The sequence below is a fragment of the Sessilibacter sp. MAH3 genome, from assembly GCF_054658275.1.
Map to the genome: position 1 here is coordinate 30,092 of NZ_BAAGIE010000030.1, position 15,389 is coordinate 45,480.

Genomic DNA, 15,389 nt, shown 5'->3' on the forward strand with positions numbered 1-15,389 from the left:
CGGTAAGATTCATTATTGGTAAAATTAAGAGTCAAATAAAATCTAGGCAAGGGAAATAAAGAAGCCTGCGATTGCTGCGTTCATAAGATTTGCCATAAACGCCGCAAGCACCGCACGTAAGCCAAGCTTTGCGATATCACCACGTCTGTTTGGCGCCATAACACCTAAGCCACCCAACTGAATGGCAATGGATGAGAAGTTGGCAAATCCACACAATGCAAAAGTCACAATAGCTTGAGTGTAAGGGCTCATCTGATCTTTGATTTCAGAGAACTCAACGTAGGCAACAAACTCATTAAGCACAAGCTTTTGACCAATAAGCGCGCCAGCTAAATGTGTTTCTGACCAAGGAATGCCCAGCACAAATGCAACAGGTTGGAACAGATAACCTAAAATTCTTTGCAAGGTTAAATCTTCAACACCAAACCAGCCGCCAATTCCACCCAGCATTCCGTTTAATAATGCAATCAAAGCAATAAATGCCAGCAACATCGCGCCAATATTTACGGCGAGCATTAAACCATTACTGGCACCACCGGCGGCGGCGTCAAAAACGTTCACATATTCATGGCGGTTATTGGCGATGATTTTTTCGTGCTCGGTGACTTTTTCAGTCTCTGGCACCAACAGTTTGGCCATCAAAAATCCGCCCGGCGCCGCCATAAAGCTCGCCGCCAGCAGATATTTTAATTCCACGCCAAGACCCACATAACCGGCTAATACCGAACCTGCAACCGTTGCCATACCGCCAACCATAACGGCGAATATTTCTGATTGAGTCATGCTTGGAATATAAGGGCGAATAACCACTGGGGCTTCGGTTTGGCTGACAAAGATATTGGCCGTCGCCGACATGGATTCGGCTTTACTGGTGCCCAACAGTTTTTGCAGGCCGCCACCCAATATTTTTACAACCCAACCCATGATGCCAATGTAATAAAGCAGCGAGATTAACGCGGAGAAAAAGATAATCACGGGTAACACGTTAAACGCAAAAATAAAGCCGAGCTTCATTTTGCCAAGATCACCAAACAAGAATTGAATACCGTCGGTGCCGTAGCTGAGTACCTGGGAAATACCGGAAGAAATCGCATTGAGTACGGTTTGGCCAATGGGTAAATACAAAGCGAATGCGCCAATGCTGAACTGCAACGCGAAGGCAATTCCAACGGTACGCCAATTGATGGCCGATTTTGTTTTTGAAATTAGAAATCCAAAAATGAGGAGTAGGGCAATTCCGAGGAGGCTGGTAAGGGTTGTCAAAATCAAATCTCGTTGTGTGTTTCTATTTCTTGTGCGATCAAAAAAATGCCGCACCTGCTTATTGCTCTTTGATTAATCTGGGAAAGACATAATCAACACGGTGTTAGAAACGTCTTAACACTCGGTTTATGGCCGGTCTTAACAGAGCAGGCTGCTTGTTAAGACTGAATAAACATGAGTCGATGTTTCCGAGTTTGTCTGCTTAAGTGAGTTCAACGGATTGGATGATTCACGCGATCAGTACAGAATATAAAACCTGACTGACTAAGTGGATTAGATTTCAACATAATCATCAGTAAATGCAACTTTAGAAGATGCTTTTTAACCGATATTTTCAACGTACAGTGAATTACAACTCCCTAACGTCTCGCAATATGTTGGATAATCACTCAAATTGAGCTCAAATAACGCTATCTCAGCGTAAGTTTTAACGAACATTTTTACGCTTTCTTCAACGATTTACCTAATATCTTGATATTCTTTTTCAATCACAGAATCCGTCGAGCCATTTAAATACATTCAAAATCGATTGCGTTGAGTGTGGATTTGGATAAAGAACGCTCTTTCGATCGTCTTTAAGATTCGACAATAGGGCGATTCTGGTTGAGGCGAATCATGAAAGTAGTAATTTTGTCGGCAGATTGCACAGGAAGCGCTTTATTGCGGCACTGTCTTTCTCTAAACTTAGCCTGTTAACCGGTTAACAATAGCCGATTTGATTGCCGATTCCTAATTCAAAGGTGAGTGTTTATGCAGGTTTCACAACTATTCCAGAGTATGAAAGAGCAGGGTTTCGTACGATTGGAAGCTTTTTACAACGCAGAAGAACTAGAAGCGTTAAAAAATGATTCAGAACAACTGATCAAAGCAGCCTATACCCCTGAAAATCTAGCGCTTCACAGTGTATACCCGTCTGACTCTACCGAGACTCGCGTTTCTCACGCATTGATGTTATCCGAAGGTGAAAGTGATTTACCTCGCGTGGACCACACAGGTTTCAACGCAATTGATAAATTCTTAAAAGATCACAATCGCCTGTTGGCCGAGATCACCGGATCAAAAGTCTCTCCGGCGGCTCGTTGTATGCTCAACTATCAAAATTATTTCAGTGGCAGCAAACCGGTTGGTGAGCACTTTGATGGTGAATACCTGAAAACCCAGCGCGCGGGCGACGGTATTGAGTTCCGTTTACTAGAAGGCATTCTGCCGCGTTACGTTGCCGTGTTGGTTATTGCTAACGAAAACGACGGCAAGGGCATTGAGATCGTTGATAACGCGACAGGTGTCGTTCACAAACCTTCTTTGAATGCGGGCGACATTGTTATTTTTGATAACGTTAATCTGCGCCACCGGGTGCCACGTTTAGAAAATCCCCGTACAACCATTGGCATTCGCAGCTTCGATCACCTGCCTATGCATTTCGCAGCCGACGAAAGCTACTATTTGGGTGAAGGTTATACCTCCATTGCTGAAGGTTGGGTAAGTCCTAATGTAGATTGTCATGAACGCATGATGCAGTTTATGAAAACCGAATGGCCAGCGCTAAAAGACGAATACGGCCATTATTTTTAATTGTGGTTAATTGCTATTTTCTGCGTAAACCTTAGCGAACAACTTAGTTAAGGAACCTCTGATTAACTCATCCATGATTTAATCAGAGGACAGAAATTGAAAATGTGATTTCCAATTTCTTCAGAATTTCAATCACTTACCGTTCTTGAAATTGGCGACACATCCTTGTGTCGCGGGAAACTCTAGGTTAATCAGAGTTTCCTTAACAAATTACCTAATAAGAAGTTATTTGGATGAGAATTGAGTTAGACAACTCAGATGTTTTAGTCACAGGCTTATGGATTAATAACCAAGCCGAAAATCGCAGTGATGTTTTCGCTGTGCTTGATCCATACGCAAAATCAATTGTGCAGCACGTGGCCGATGCCAGCGGTGATGACGCAGTTCGTGCCGTGGAGTTATCGAGCCAAGCCTTCGCGAGTTGGAAAACCTGCTTTGTTCGTGAACGAGCCGAGATTTTGCGTCGTTGGGCCAGCGTGATACTGGAGCATCAATATGATCTTGCCAAAATACTTACGCTAGAGTCTGGAAAGGTTGTTACCGAAGCGCTGGGCGAAATTCAGCACAGCGCTTCAATGCTCAATTGGTATGCAGAAAGTGCTTTAAGAATGACGGGCGAAATTTTGCCCAGCCACAGCAATGACCTGCGCGCTCACACCATTAAGCAACCTTTGGGGGTGGTCGCTTGCATTACGCCTTGGAATTTTCCTGCCGCCGCCATGATTGTAAAAGCCGGTGCTGCCATAGCTGCCGGTAACACCTGTGTGGTTAAGCCTTCCGACGAGACGCCTTTAATTGCCCTTGCGTTAGCTCGTTTAGCAACCGTGGCCGGATTGCCAGCAAATGTACTCAATGTTTTACCGTGTAAGTCACCGCAAGCTGTGGGCGAGGTGTTGTGTAAAAGCGATGCGGTGCGCATGATTTCTTTCACCGGATCTATCGCCACCGGTAAACGTTTGTATGAACAATGTGCTTCTACCCTCAAGCGCGTTGCATTCGAGCTTGGCGGTAACGCGCCTTTTATTGTTTTTGACGATGCCGATTTAGAACGTGCTACGAATGCGGCCATGAACGCTCGCTTCTATAATGGTGGCCAGATTTGTGTGGGCGCCAATCGCTTTTTTGTACAGAAAAATGTTTACGCGGCGTTTATCGAAAAACTGCACGCTAAAATTACCCAGCTAACCGTTGGCGATCCTTTTGATGAATCAACCCAACTTGGGCCGTTAATTAATGAAGTGTCTGTAACACGTATCAATCATTTAATAACGGATGCCACCCAAAAGGGCGCCCGAGTAATAACCGGCGGCGACATCATTGATAATAAATTTATCAATCCCGCGCTATTGGTGGATATGACCGCCGATATGAACGCCTATCAGCAAGAGATATTCGGCCCCGTTGTTTGTGTGTATACCTTTGATAGCGAAGACGAAGTGATTCAATTGGCAAACGATACTCAAGCCGGATTAGCTGCTTACGTATTTAGCCAAGATTATGGTCGCTTAACGCGACTTTCAGAATCCATAGACGCCGGCGCTATTGGCGCTAATTCTACTGCACTGTTCTCTCAAGATATTCCCTTCGGCGGCATTAAGCAGTCTGGTATTGGCAAAGAGCAGGGAATTCACAGTTTGGAAGAATTCATCGATACCAAAGCCATTTGCCTAGGTCTTTAAATTAACGGTCTTTAAATCAACAGCCTTTAAATCAACAGCCTTTAAATCAACTCGCCAAATCTTTTATTGGAAAAATAATGAACGCAATTAGCTGCCAACAAGCTTGGCAAAACATGACGTTAGCAACCGAAGAGAACTCGGTGCGCAATTACACCCAATTGCTCGACATGTCTGATTATTTGGTCGAGACAGAATTATTTTCTAAACCGGTTTTAGAAGCTTACAGCGCTTGGAACCTAGAAAAAGAAATTACCGAAGACCAAAAACAATATTTTAGTAATCTACGCGGTGGTGGTCAGGGTGATTATCGCGATGGAATGCAAAAGAAAATCGCAAATGTGGTGGATTGTCTTACGCGTTTTCCAAAATCCAAAAGAGCCGTGATTACCATCAGCAACTATCCCGACCATAACCACGAAAGTGATGATCAAGCCAAATGTATGCGTGAACTGCATTTTGCGCTAACCGATGACAATAAATTAATCGGTACCGTGTTTTTTAGAGCGCAGGCAGCACTGATATTTCCAAAAAATATCCATTTTATTGGCAGTGTAATGTCGCAAATTGCCGAAGAATTACCGTCTAAACCAGATTTGGGTAATTTGTTTTATTTAGCCACTCAACTGGTTTCGAATCGAGACTAATTCTGTAATATTCATAAACGCTCAGAAATTTCTGAGTGTTTTAGCTCTGATCTTTTCGCCTTTTATTTGCATTCTGTTTATAAAAGCTTTGGGTTAAGTGATAGGTAATTCAAAGCATCCTCTAGATGCGGTATCTTATGCGCGTCAAAATACTGCATTTCTTTGAATCTCTTCATCTGCCATTTCCCTTAAAAATCTAAAATATTTAATAATGATAAGATTTAAATTTTTACTACGAATTAGCTGAACTAAAGTGTTAAATGGGAGGCCTGTGCGTAAATATTAAAAAATTAACTTTTAACTATCCTTGCTGTTGCTTTACTCTGACCGTCTTTTTATTTTATCGATCAGTGTTGGTTTAAGAATGACTAGGAGCTCTGATTATTTATAGGAAACTCTGATTAACCTAGAGTTTCCAGCCACACAAGGATGTGCCGCCAATTTCAAGAACGGTAAGTGATTGAAATTGTGAAGAAATTGGAAATGACATTTTCAATTTCTGTCCACTGATTAAATCAGGAATGAGTTAATCAGTGGTTCCTATAGTTCCTAGCAATGCCAAGGTATCCGTTCTTATTGTTAATTCTGGTAAAACCAGTAAACAGTTAATCGTTAACTCGCCATTATTTCGCTTTACGCTTTTCTTTCAGATTTTTGATAACGGCTTGAAACTCTTCAAGGCTTAAAGCGTTATCTGAGTCGGTGTCACCTAAGTCAATCATTGATTTAGCTTCTAATAATTCGTTTTCACTTACCGCCAAGTCTTGATTGGTGTCTACGGTTGAGAAGATAAGCGAATCGGGTGATCGATTTTTGAATCGAGAACCCAATTTTTCAAATTCGTCTTCTGTTAATACACCGTCTTGGTTTTTATCTGCTTTCGTGAACTGTTGAAGCCTAAAGTTGGCTATTTCTTCTGCCTCGATGTAGCCGTTGCTGTTTTCATCAAAACTGCGAAAGATTCTAGAACCATCGCCAAATGCGTGGGCAGAATTAAACGCAGCAGCGTATAAAATTAAGGAAACCGTTAAACCTGTCTTAATTGATGGCATTTATCAAACTCTCCTGTGTGCTCACTTAAGTATCAGTGTTCGTTAATGTGTTTTATGGCACTAAATAAACGTCAATTACGAATAAAATTGAGCCTACGCCTTAATTCAAAAACGATAAGTAATTGAATCGCAAGAAAAATTAACGGTAACATCTCTGCTGTAGGCCTGTGATTAACGTTGTAAACCTGTGTTTAATAAACTTGTGCTTGGTAAATACAGGTTTACAACGCTATGTTTAAATAGCGCATAAGAAATCCGCAGCCACTTGACTGTATTGTCTATAACGCTTGATGGCTTATTTGGTTGACAGAGGTGATAATTTAATTAGAACGAGTGTTCGTTTTCTATTTAAGACTTAACGAATTTTATACATCTTGATAGAATGACAACTTGTATAGATGTTAAACGTGCAAATAAGCTGTGCTCGTAAAAGGAAAATAATAAATGACACACAAGCTTTCTACCGCACTATTTTTAGTCGCAACGGTTCTATTTATCTTCTTTGTGCTGAAGCTGGCACATTTGGCGAACGATTCTAAAAAAATAGTGCTCCAGGTCTTTTAAACGACGTTTTAACGCCATGCCCTAATGCGCCTAATTGTATTTCTAGCGAACTTCATGAAGACAACAAACATTCTGTGCGTGCGATAGCACTGACTGGATCGCTCGCTGAAAATCCGTGGCCTTTGGTTAGAGATGTTATTGAGATCATGGGCGGAGAAGTTACGGAGATTCGTGATTACTATTGTGCCGCTCAATTCTCGACTAAGTTTTTTAAATTTGTCGATGATTTTGAATTACGTTGGGACGAACAGAATAAAGTGTTGCATGTTCGTTCAGCATCGCGGGTGGGTTATAGCGATTTAGGCGAGAATAAAAAACGTATCGCAGAATTTAAGTCTCGATTAATGACACTTGAAAAGAATCGTTCCCAATTTTTAGAAAATATTAAATAATTGAACACAAACCATTGATGTGTACTGGTTTAATAATCAAAGTACACATCTTTGGGATCAAATTTATAATTCATTTTATTTTTTTCTTTAATTTCTCGAATTCTGTTCACTTCGCTTTGCGCTTTTATTTCCCAAATAGAGGCGTCATCCGTTAATTTAAAACCTGATCTGAGTAGCTCGTTATTGATTGCCGTTCGTGCCGATCGAGCGTGACTCATTGCGTAAAAAGGCCCTTGCCGCAAGGTTTTTGTAGGAAGCTGGTTGTTAGGGCCTGATAAAGCAATCAACGTGAATGTTTTATCGAGATTATCTTTAATATGAATTTCTACGCGTTGTAAATGGTTTGAAGACAGTGCCGTAGTTGCCAATGTGTGGGATTCGTTGACGTTGATGTCTGAAAAATTCAGTCGCATATTCTATCCTCAGCCCTGCATGAATTGTCATTAGCGTGTTACGCAACACCATCTGTTTATTCATTCTTTGGATGGATTTGGGTTATTCGTGAGCACAAACTATTAATGCAAACTCGTTTTAATAACTTCGGCAATGTTTATTCAAACTAAAGCTTTTTGGCGTGAATTTAAAGATTATATAGCGCTATTTTAATTGGCTATATTAAAAGGTTTAATAGTTTTTGTTTATAGTTGAGCATTGCTCACCAAAATTCTTCAGATTTGAGCGTTTAATCTTGTGTTTAATACACGTTGATTCGTTTCTCAAGGAAATACTAATTCATTCGGTAGATATTCTATGAGCGTGCACCCCAATTGGCCTTACGTTAATTTTATTGCCAGAACTGTTGTTGGTTTATTATTTTTAATGGCAGGGATTTGGAAAGTCTTTACGTTAACCGCCGCAAAACACGCCGAGCAGTTTTTTGTGCAAGGTTTTACCGATCATTGGATACCGACATGGCTACTCAATCTTCTAGGCTACAGCATCCCTTATTTTGAGTTAATAGTAGGTGCCTTGATTGTAGTTGGGTTGCAGGCAAGATACGCATTAATCGCCGCAGGATTATTATTAGTCGTTACAACCTACGGCCACGCATTGCAACAACCGTTATTTGATATCGACGGCCACACATTTACGCGCTTAATTTTAATTTTTATTGTTTTACTCGCCCCGGTAGGGAGTGATAAATTTTCGTTAGATTACGTAATAATTCGAATGCGCGGAAAGCAGTAATAAAAAAGCAGAATAGATAAAATACTTGTAATGACCCGGTCTTTAAGACTGGGTGTTTTTATAATTTATGTTCACCCAATGGAAATGAGTAAATGGCTTTACCTGAAGCCTCTAATGTCTCTTTGATCCATACGTTATAGATAAATAAATTCCTTTTAGCGATCGTAGATATCTCGGAAGCGGGTATTAACTCATTATCGGTTAAAATTCGAATTGACTCAAAGTCGCATTCTTCCGACCCTGTTTGGGTTGCCCATTTTTTCAAACTACTCACACACTCATTCAGTGTTTCATTATCATACGAAGAAATAACTTGAGTTATAAGACTATACCTCCAGTCAAAATCGGCCGCTTCAGCCACTTTAAGAACGCTTAGGACCTCTTTTTTTCCGAGTTCTCTAAAATACCTGTAAATTGAGCCTGCGATAGGCCAGTTGGGATCACACGTCCAAGATAGCAGCTCATCAATATATTCAATGTTCTTCGGGTAGCCAATTTCTATGATCTCATTCACAGATTTTTGGTCACTTTTATCTAATATTTTTATATTCATTTGCGATGCTCTTCGGGTTAAAGCTGTTGTGATTTTTATTTTTGGAATAGAGGGTTTTGTTCTGTTAAGTACAAAAGATGTAATGGTCAAAATGTTAAATTGAGGACTTTTTAATGCCTTTTCTGGCTTTTGATTTCTATCTCTCGGTCAACTCTGGTGACGCCTCAAAGTACACTCAAGCAACTTGTAGTGCGATTTGGTGCAAACTTGAAGCGGGTATTTAAACTTGAGGTCAGGCTAATTATTTCCAATATATGCCACTGAAATCACGGCATTATCTTTTGCATCGTTTGTGACCTGTATCTGTACATTTTCTTTTTGATAAAACCCGTTCACATAACTGAAGCCAGCAGAGAGCATTTGTTCTTCCAACTTATTAACGGGGATAGTGCAGTTTAAGGTGACGATAGTCGGCTTGGGCCCATCTGCTGAGCTATAAACAAAAGCAGGGCTCTCTTCACACTCCTTTGACAACTTCGATAGCTCTGTTGGTGTCAGTAGGAAATAATCTAAACTAATATCCGAATATTCTCTGTGTTCCGAAAAGCTAATGAATGTCGCATACGATATAACAACAGCAATAGATACTATTATGATTAGTAATGAATTTAGTAGGCGCATATTTATCGTACCTTCATAAAAAATTTACTCGGTAACGCCATATTTTCGACCAATTGCTTGGGAGACGACGGTAATATCCGATCTAGATGTCATAGGGATTTTCTTATTATTTTAATAGATAAAGTTGCAAAGGCGCTTTTAGTAATTGGTGTTTCTTAGTTGAATATATGTTTTTGGTGATTTTTTAAGATTTAGCGTTTAATTCTAAGGCTAAGTTAAGCGGTTTTCTTTTCAGGTTTCGCTTAAGCTTTTGTCAGTTGATTTTAGGTGGGATTTAACGAGTATTTCTTCGGAATCTTGCTAACTCATCATTTCTTAATTCCTTCGCGTCAGGGTCTATCATTGCAGACTTTTTAATTTCATCATCAGTCATAGACTTAACCTTCTTCCAGTCAGTCGAGCCCCTACGTCCCCGTGCGCTCGCACCGCTAATTTTCTTAATAGTCATAACTATTTCTCGTCCTTTTTGTTTTTAACTGGTTTAAATTCGTCTAGCTCTTCTTTTGTTGGAAACGCAGAATCAGGATCATCCTTTGCCGCTTTTGTTATTTCTTCATCAGTTATTTCGTCAACCTCTTGCCAATTGGTTTTTCCTTTTAACTTCTTTGCTTGTTCAGCGGTAATTTTCTTAATAATCATGAATAATCTCCTAATTCTAGAATGTTCCGCGTTCATAAGCTGCACGCTCATTCTTATTTGCTTTTCGTGCTGATATAACCCTAATAGTATTCTGGGTCCTCTCAGTATAAACCACGAAAAGCACCCTCTCACTTGACATTCCGATTACCTGATATCGGCTTTCACCATAATCGTGCCTAAGATCAAGTTTACCAATTCGCCGATCATCAAAAAAGACCTGTATTGCGTCCATAAAGTCAATTTTATGTTTGGCACGATTTATGTTGTTTTTATTTTCATCCCATTCAAAATCATACATTTAAGCATTCCTTGCATTTTCGATTGTCAGCTAACGCTGCCAGTGTAGTGGTCAATCTGTATCTGATAGTAAAATAAACGACTAAACCACCAACAAGATCGCTGATTAAAGGTCGTGCCCAATTTAATATGTCTTGCATAGTTTCTCGGAAAAACCAACGATTTAATAACTAGTTCAGCTTTGCTGAGTCCGAGGCTGAAGGCGTTAAGTTGATTGGCTGGGTAGAGGATTATTCTCAATCGCCGAAGTACTCATCGAACGACCTATAGTTACCCAAACAAATCGTATCAAACTCATCTTTATTATTTGCTCGGACTACGCCAATTTTTCTCAGTGCTTCATTTATCCCATCTTTCGTTTCCGGCATAATCGTTTCACCTTCACTGTATACAGAGGCATACTGTTCACCGATTCCTCCAAAATACTCAGTCATTATTATTGCGTACTTATTTAATTCTAGATTTTTGGCAAAGTAATGTGAAACCGAACAATCGCAGATAATTTCTCCCACAGAATCATGTTCAATTCCTAGTTTGTCACCCCAAAAATCTATATGACTGGCAAATAAAGCCACAATTGTAAAACCATTGTGATAGAAAAAAGGAAGGCCAAAAGATTTGGCGATCTCACTATTGATTTCGCCTTTTGTGATCATTGCTTCGATGTGATGACCCAAAAAATTTTACTCCTTTTAACGCTCGTATTTGCAACTGGTTTAATCGAAAAAAATAACGGATTAATTCGATAATTTACCCTAAAACCGAAGCATGGAATTGGTGACATAACACCAATGTAATTACATTGTTATGCAACTTAACCAGAGACCACGAAAATGTTTACGATATAAAACCCGAGAGGAAGTGTTTAATGAACATTAACTATTTTTGTTGCGCTTTAAACTTTAGGTCAGGTAACTCTTCCAGTTCGACATCAAATTCTTGAAGGTATTTTAGGGATTTGAGCAACTGTTCTTTTGTCATAGTTTTTTCTAAGTTTTCACTATTAAATTGGAAGGAGATCGGCGCATCTTGCTGAATTAGATAGTACAGGGCCAAAGCTTTTTCAGGTTCTCGCGTTATGCCTTCTCCACTAACCCATAATTGAGCTAGTTCGCTTCGAGCTTCGGTGCTACCTTCCAATGCTGCTCTTTGGTACCAATGTTCAGCACTGACATAATCCTTATCAACACCAGCCCCTCTAGCATATAGTGTCGCCAGACGATATGCCGCTTCTGTATTTCCAGTATTGGCCGCTGATAAATATAATCTGTAAGCTTGAGAATAGTTCTGTTGTGATTCTGCAAGCGAAGCTTGCAAAAATTCGTCAAATGTAGAAAGTATTGCTTCAGATTTTTCCAGAGCGATATTTACAGCTTTCATATCGTTATCTAGAACCTTGACTAGATTTAAAAATTTTTTTTTTCTTACTGAATCTAGAGAATCAATTTCTGAAAACCAAGATAACTCATCTTTAATACGGCCTAGAGAAATTGGAAGTTTTTCGTAACCAGTTCTTAGCGCGGCGATCTGATTAAGTACAATTTTATTCACTTTCTTTTGGCTCTTAGAGTCGTACTCTAGGCGCTCTATCCTCTCATTTACTAAAGAGGATCGTTCTTCCGTTACTTTCAGATAAAAAGTGCTACCTAGCGCTCCTACAATTAGGCACCCAAATAAAGAAATAGCAACAATAGTAGGGTGTGTTTTAATTTGTTCCATCAAGTCTGAAAATGCCATTATTCTACCTTTCTTCAATTGATGCTGGCTATTGCCTAACGCCGCGCTCTGCGGAAAAATTGTCCGGCAGCAGCGCTTTGTTAGCACTATTGTTCAAGCTGGCTAAGTAACTTCAACCTTATATAGTCCAATGAGAACCTTTTAACCTGTTCGTTTTGAATATAGATGCAATGACCATATTTATAGTCCCCTTCATTTACTAAATTACTAGATTTACAAGGGACACTTATGAAACCTAAGAATTTACCAAGAATGGATACCGCGACACCAAAAGTTTCACTAGACGGTGCAAGTATTACAGCGGAACAGTTACCAATTTCAGTCATCATCTTCAGAATATGAAACATATCATCGCCTTCTTCTGGCTCATGATATCGAGAATAAACTCGCGCGAAAGATTCTGTTGGCCAATTCTGTTTGTCTAAATTCATAATTTTTCTGAATTCATCAGTTTTCACATTTTTGACGAAATTATCGCCATAGGCATAATAGCCAGCAGCCAAAGCCACCTTAGCAACAAACATAAGGTCTATATCAATATCTATTTTAATATTGTTGCATTGAACTTGATGAGCTCGCGAGTCAGTACGCTCTATATTTTTTCTCTCTCGCAGATCAAATAGTGAAAGACCATGCTTACCAAACTTAACCTGAACAGGCGTACCATCCGTCAACTTGGCATTTTTCACTGTTGGAATTGGATGCTTTTTACTGTGACCAACAGCACCCGCTCTATCCCTCTCAAACAAAACGATAAAATCATTTGCAAGCTTGCCATCAACTCTTGAGCCAATGTCATTGTTAAACTTTCGGTCAACATCAATTACAAAATCATCATGCCCACCCAGTGATAAAGGGAGTATATGTTCAGGACTAGGGTCTAATGTTTCTTTATCAGTGTATACGCAATAAGTCATGAATTACTCACATACAGCCAATAGTACTAACGCCTTGCTCACCGGAAAATTAGGAGCGCAGCGAGTAATTTTTCCGAGAGCAGCAACTTGTTAGGCCATTTACATATCATCAATAAAGTCTTTGATTTCGTCGATTTCATCAATACTGGCTTGAATCGTAAGCTTGCTTTTAATGTAATCTAAAAGCTCCTTCGCCTTCGCGCTGGGTTTGCTTTGAAATAGCTCCCCATTTGCCCGCTCATTATCCTTAAACATCCTCGCCAAAGTCATGAGCTGATTACTATTAAGCGAATCAACAAACGGTTTCAGTGAGACATGAGCTGTTGATCTGCCCCAGTAATTGCCACACCAGACCGCTAAAATTTCTTGGTAAACATCTTCAAATGCAATGGATGGTACATATGGACCAAATTGAGCAAGTGCTTTTGCAGCTTTTTCTTCATCACCCCAACCGTAGGAAGTATCTTTAGATTTAGCTAGTTGCTTGACAGCATGTCTGTAAAGGCTAGCTCTAGCTGCATCAGGAATATATTTAATGCCCTCGACTTTCACGAGGGTTTCTAGAACCCGTATTTTCGCACCCTTATCGCCACTTGAATCAGAGTCAGGGTCGACTAGGTATGAATGATATCGCTGGCCCGCTGATTTCATTAAGTCTTCGTTGGCTCTTTCCCATGCTTCTGGGAATAGCTTGCTAGCATTTTCATGAGAAGGGCTTTCCCCTTTACAGATCATGTCTAGCAGAAATCCAAATGTCAGACGAATATCTCCAGGTTTAAAGGCCTTTATTTGGTCTCTTAATATTTCTTCATTTTCTTCAGATAGCTCAGCACTTTTTATTGGCTCAAACAGACCTGATGGCGAATGTCCTGGGTCGGGCATTTCGGCTTCAAAAAGGTTCTTCTGAAGCATAAGAGCTAGCCCAAACACCTCTTCATATTCTACTGAATCGTCACTGCCGTGAGCTGGAGATGCGTGGTTACGCATCCAGTTGATCATTTCTAGAGATTTCCCAGCTTTTTTATTTAAAACTCCAAGCTTTGTAGCGCCATTTATTAGAGTAAGATCATCAACACCAGACCACCTTTCCCCAAGGGTCTCTCCGTCTTTGTCATACTTTTTTCTTCCTGCCTCTTCCTTTACCGCCGAAGAAAAAAGCTCAATACCATAAGCTTCCATTCTTCTACGCAAATTATGGACTGCCGCATTCCATATATCTAAGAGCGAATGATCAGGAAACCCAGCATCCAAAAGTTTTCTTGCTTGTGACAAATATCCAATTTCGGCATCAACCGTTGCGGGAAAGTTATCTTTTGATGGTTTCCCTAATATCGCGGGTAAGTTCTCTGTCACTTTCATTCCTTAAATATGTAGCTTGAGTTCAGGCTCGGCAAAGGCCTAACGCCTGCATTTGGGGCCGTAGTGTTGGCGCGAAGCGCCGAAACGGAGGTCCCAGGCCACGAAGTGGGCCGACCAAGATGCGCTTGTTATGTTGCTGCACCTTAACCATTATTCTAGGAACTCTGCTGGCAACGCTTTGCAATATTCTTTGGCTTTTGCTATCAGAGAATCCCATTCCTCGTACGGCTTAGCTCCATATCCATGCGCAAGTAGCTCCTTTTCACACAAATCTTCGAGAGCCCAGATCGCACGCTTTTCTTCTTCGCTGAACGTTTCATTCTGTGGTGTTCCAGATAGTTTATCCGAGATCAAATTCCACAGAACAATTAAGTGCCCAAGAGATAAATTGATTGATGTATTTTTATCGAATTGGTCTTGGCACATATCTATTTACCAACATAACAATGTAATAGATGTCTCAACGACGTCTTTCCCCAAATTTACTGTCATAGCGACGTTATCTCAGGTAATTTTTTTGAAAACTATCTCGAAAGTCTTGTGCGGTCAATGTTTTGAAGTGTTTGGCGTAAAATTCATTTTTAAGTTTTGCGCTGTTTGAATTTGTGTCTCGATTATTATCTAAACTTATAGGAACCTCTGATTAACCTAAAAATATTTAGATTATTATTTGAGAATACCGTTTATCAATGAATAATCTCATATAAAAATAAAACCTTTTAGAAATGTCTTTGGTATTTCTTTCCTCAGTATCGATTACAGCGCTAATAAATAGCGTTTCGCGACCACGATATTTATCAATGCACACTTAGTCATTATGGCATCTGCATTTTTTTTCAAACTTTTATAACGCACTTTCTGATAACCAAATTGACATTTGAGTATCGAAAATAAATGTTCAACTCTTGGTCG

At 40.0% G+C, this 15,389-nt stretch carries 17 protein-coding genes and 1 pseudogene; 5 read left to right on the top strand and 13 right to left on the bottom strand.

Annotated elements, in window-relative coordinates:
* Positions 1–42: 42 nt before the first annotated feature.
* Positions 43–1,263, bottom strand: coding sequence for a NupC/NupG family nucleoside CNT transporter (locus tag ACYQ2C_RS15610; RefSeq protein ID WP_460104025.1), 1,221 nt, complete (start codon positions 1,261–1,263; stop codon positions 43–45).
* Between the two features lie 750 nt (positions 1,264–2,013).
* Here ACYQ2C_RS15610 and ACYQ2C_RS15615 point away from each other — a divergent pair.
* The 3 genes from ACYQ2C_RS15615 to ACYQ2C_RS15625 all read left to right on the top strand — a co-directional run bounded on the left by ACYQ2C_RS15615 (position 2,014) and on the right by ACYQ2C_RS15625 (position 5,158).
* Positions 2,014–2,835 (top strand): hypothetical protein, encoded by an 822-nt coding sequence (locus ACYQ2C_RS15615; protein ID WP_460047712.1) that lies wholly within the window; start codon positions 2,014–2,016, stop codon positions 2,833–2,835.
* A gap of 233 nt (positions 2,836–3,068) precedes the next feature.
* The gene (locus ACYQ2C_RS15620; RefSeq protein ID WP_460104023.1) at positions 3,069–4,514 is read left to right on the top strand and encodes an NAD-dependent succinate-semialdehyde dehydrogenase; all 1,446 of its coding nucleotides are present in this window, start codon (positions 3,069–3,071) and stop codon (positions 4,512–4,514) included.
* 77 nt (positions 4,515–4,591) lie between these two features.
* Positions 4,592–5,158 carry a thymidylate synthase family protein gene (locus ACYQ2C_RS15625; protein WP_460104022.1) on the top strand — a complete coding sequence of 189 codons (567 nt, stop codon included), beginning with the start codon at positions 4,592–4,594 and terminating at the stop codon, positions 5,156–5,158.
* Between the two features lie 623 nt (positions 5,159–5,781).
* On the opposite strand, the gene ACYQ2C_RS15630 is transcribed toward ACYQ2C_RS15625, so the two are convergent.
* Entirely contained in the window at positions 5,782–6,210 is a 429-nt protein-coding gene (locus ACYQ2C_RS15630; RefSeq protein ID WP_460104021.1) for an EF-hand domain-containing protein, read from the bottom strand.
* Positions 6,211–6,794: 584 nt separating this feature from the next.
* Between ACYQ2C_RS15630 and ACYQ2C_RS15635 the strand changes: the two are divergent.
* Positions 6,795–7,166: pseudogene (locus tag ACYQ2C_RS15635) on the top strand (DUF1499 domain-containing protein); the annotation flags it as partial.
* A 29-nt stretch (positions 7,167–7,195) separates the two neighbouring features.
* Here the strand turns inward: ACYQ2C_RS15635 and ACYQ2C_RS15640 are convergent.
* A complete protein-coding gene (locus ACYQ2C_RS15640) occupies positions 7,196–7,579 on the bottom strand; it encodes a PA4575 family protein (RefSeq protein WP_460104019.1) in 384 nt (127 codons plus the stop codon).
* 337 nt (positions 7,580–7,916) lie between these two features.
* Between ACYQ2C_RS15640 and ACYQ2C_RS15645 the strand changes: the two genes are divergently transcribed.
* Positions 7,917–8,354 carry a DoxX family protein gene (locus tag ACYQ2C_RS15645; RefSeq protein ID WP_460104018.1) on the top strand — a complete coding sequence of 146 codons (438 nt, stop codon included), beginning with the start codon at positions 7,917–7,919 and terminating at the stop codon, positions 8,352–8,354.
* Positions 8,355–8,412: 58 nt separating this feature from the next.
* On the opposite strand, the gene ACYQ2C_RS15650 is transcribed toward ACYQ2C_RS15645, so the two are convergent.
* From ACYQ2C_RS15650 to ACYQ2C_RS15695, 10 genes are all read right to left on the bottom strand, one after another.
* Positions 8,413–8,907, bottom strand: coding sequence for a DUF5071 domain-containing protein (locus ACYQ2C_RS15650; protein ID WP_460104017.1), 495 nt, complete (start codon positions 8,905–8,907; stop codon positions 8,413–8,415).
* A 237-nt stretch (positions 8,908–9,144) separates the two neighbouring features.
* Positions 9,145–9,528, bottom strand: a complete 384-nt coding sequence (locus ACYQ2C_RS15655; protein WP_460115713.1) for a hypothetical protein — start codon at positions 9,526–9,528, stop codon at positions 9,145–9,147.
* A gap of 450 nt (positions 9,529–9,978) precedes the next feature.
* The gene (locus tag ACYQ2C_RS15660; RefSeq protein ID WP_460104016.1) at positions 9,979–10,167 is read right to left on the bottom strand and encodes a hypothetical protein; all 189 of its coding nucleotides are present in this window, start codon (positions 10,165–10,167) and stop codon (positions 9,979–9,981) included.
* A gap of 16 nt (positions 10,168–10,183) precedes the next feature.
* Entirely contained in the window at positions 10,184–10,465 is a 282-nt protein-coding gene (locus tag ACYQ2C_RS15665; RefSeq protein WP_460104015.1) for a BrnT family toxin, read from the bottom strand.
* 235 nt (positions 10,466–10,700) lie between these two features.
* A complete protein-coding gene (locus tag ACYQ2C_RS15670; RefSeq protein ID WP_460104014.1) occupies positions 10,701–11,141 on the bottom strand; it encodes a hypothetical protein in 441 nt (146 codons plus the stop codon).
* Between the two features lie 202 nt (positions 11,142–11,343).
* On the bottom strand, positions 11,344–12,201 hold the full coding sequence (locus ACYQ2C_RS15675) for a tetratricopeptide repeat protein (protein WP_460104013.1): 858 nt from the start codon (positions 12,199–12,201) through the stop codon (positions 11,344–11,346).
* A gap of 86 nt (positions 12,202–12,287) precedes the next feature.
* On the bottom strand, positions 12,288–13,118 hold the full coding sequence (locus ACYQ2C_RS15680) for a hypothetical protein (protein WP_460104012.1): 831 nt from the start codon (positions 13,116–13,118) through the stop codon (positions 12,288–12,290).
* Between the two features lie 99 nt (positions 13,119–13,217).
* The gene (locus ACYQ2C_RS15685; protein WP_460104010.1) at positions 13,218–14,471 is read right to left on the bottom strand and encodes a hypothetical protein; all 1,254 of its coding nucleotides are present in this window, start codon (positions 14,469–14,471) and stop codon (positions 13,218–13,220) included.
* 156 nt (positions 14,472–14,627) lie between these two features.
* Positions 14,628–14,903, bottom strand: coding sequence for a hypothetical protein (locus tag ACYQ2C_RS15690; RefSeq protein ID WP_460104009.1), 276 nt, complete (start codon positions 14,901–14,903; stop codon positions 14,628–14,630).
* Positions 14,904–15,233: 330 nt separating this feature from the next.
* Positions 15,234–15,389, bottom strand: a 156-nt coding sequence (locus tag ACYQ2C_RS15695) for a transposase (RefSeq protein ID WP_460104046.1), incomplete at its 5' end; no start/stop codon positions are given.